Annotated in this window: 1 protein-coding gene and 2 pseudogenes; 1 reads left to right on the forward strand and 2 read right to left on the reverse strand. The window is 36.9% G+C overall.

The genetic code is table 11. The annotated features are described in order from the left end of the window. Window positions 1–872, forward strand: an 872-nt coding sequence (locus ACFIL8_RS10250; RefSeq protein WP_375681597.1) for a tyrosine-type recombinase/integrase, incomplete at its 5' end; no start/stop codon positions are given. A gap of 202 nt (window positions 873–1,074) precedes the next feature. Here ACFIL8_RS10250 and ACFIL8_RS10255 read toward each other — a convergent pair. Together ACFIL8_RS10255 and ACFIL8_RS10260 are read right to left on the reverse strand one after the other, a co-directional pair. Beyond that, a pseudogene (locus ACFIL8_RS10255) lies at window positions 1,075–1,268 on the reverse strand (helix-turn-helix transcriptional regulator). A 72-nt stretch (window positions 1,269–1,340) separates the two neighbouring features. Then, window positions 1,341–1,432 (reverse strand): annotated as a pseudogene (locus tag ACFIL8_RS10260) (exonuclease); the annotation flags it as partial.

A 1,432-nucleotide genomic window follows, 5' to 3' on the forward strand; every position in this document is an offset into this window, starting at 1 on the left:
TTATACTTCCTAAATCAAAAACCGGTAAACTTGTTGAAGGGTCATTTGCATGGCTGCTTAAACAATACTTTAACAGCGTTCATTGGCATAGCCTTGCTAAAGCTACGAAAAGACAAAGAGAACTTATCCTTATGAAGGTATGTGATGCTATAGGAAACATTCCATACAGAGAAATAAAGAAATCACATATTACAGCGGGTGTTGAACGCCGCAAAGAAAAACCAACAGCTGCCCAAAATTTTCTAAAAGCACTTAATGGACTTTTTAATTGGGCGATCGATCAAGAACTTCTGGAGAATAACCCAGCTTTAGGAATAAAAAGACCTCCTCTCAACAACAAAGATGGATTTGCTGTTTGGACAGAAGAAGATGTTGAAAAATATTATCACCATTGGTCACATGGTTCACATGAACGCGTCTGGATTGATGTTCTTCTTTACACGGGTTTGCGTCGTGGTGATGCGGTCCGCATTGGTTGGAACGATGTCAAAGATAATATCATTCATCTCAAGACAGAGAAAAGTAAATTCCAAACAGATGTTTTTCTACCCATTTTGCCTGAATTAGCAGAAACTCTAAAAATTGGTCCTATTGGAAATGAAACATTCATTTGCGGAAAAAACGGAAATAAACTCGTAAAAGAAAGTTTTGGCAACCTTTTTCGTGAGGCTTGTAACGTAGCGGGAATCAAAAAATCAGCACATGGCTTAAGAAAATTAGCAGCAACACGCGCCGCTAATTCAGGTGCAACAGTATCACAACTCAAGGCAATTTTTGGATGGACCGACGACAACATGGCATCTCTTTATACAAAAAGCGCAGATCGCAAAAGGCTAGCTATAGAAGCGATAAAAAAGCTCCAAAAAAAATGAGGGATAGTGCTATAAAAAACATTAATGGAATCAATAATGATAAATTTCCCCCATATCGCAATAACTCATTTATTTTATTTAAAATTATTGAAACTCTTTTGGGCACCATTTTGTATCTTTAACACATTAAATATATAGATTTTTTCTTTAAAGAGCTATTTTAAGACCAACTTTTAGACCACCTTCTACGGTTTATACAACTTTAGCTAATTTGTTCCTTATTTTTCTTTGGAGTGAAGGATAAGATCTCTTTCTTTCTCCATCTCACTGCTCTCCCTAGCTTATATAGCTCTGGCCCCCTTGAAGCACCCAATTACGAATCGTGGTTGTGGATACACTAAAAAACTTTGCACACTCACGTGTTATTACATATCCATCTCCATCATCAAATATCATCTCATTACCTTTCTCTTTTTTATATTAATTAAATGGGCGGGGGTGCTGGGAGGAGAGAGCACCCCCATAGGTTTAAGCAGCTTTTGTCAAAATCTTTTGCATCTCTTGTTCTATTTCCCCTAAAAAGATTTCGACCGCTTTATTGATCTCTTCAATGTGTTTCT

The organism is Bartonella sp. AP57NXGY (assembly GCF_042195805.1).
In the GTDB taxonomy this organism is placed as follows: Bacteria; Pseudomonadota; Alphaproteobacteria; order Rhizobiales; family Rhizobiaceae; genus Bartonella.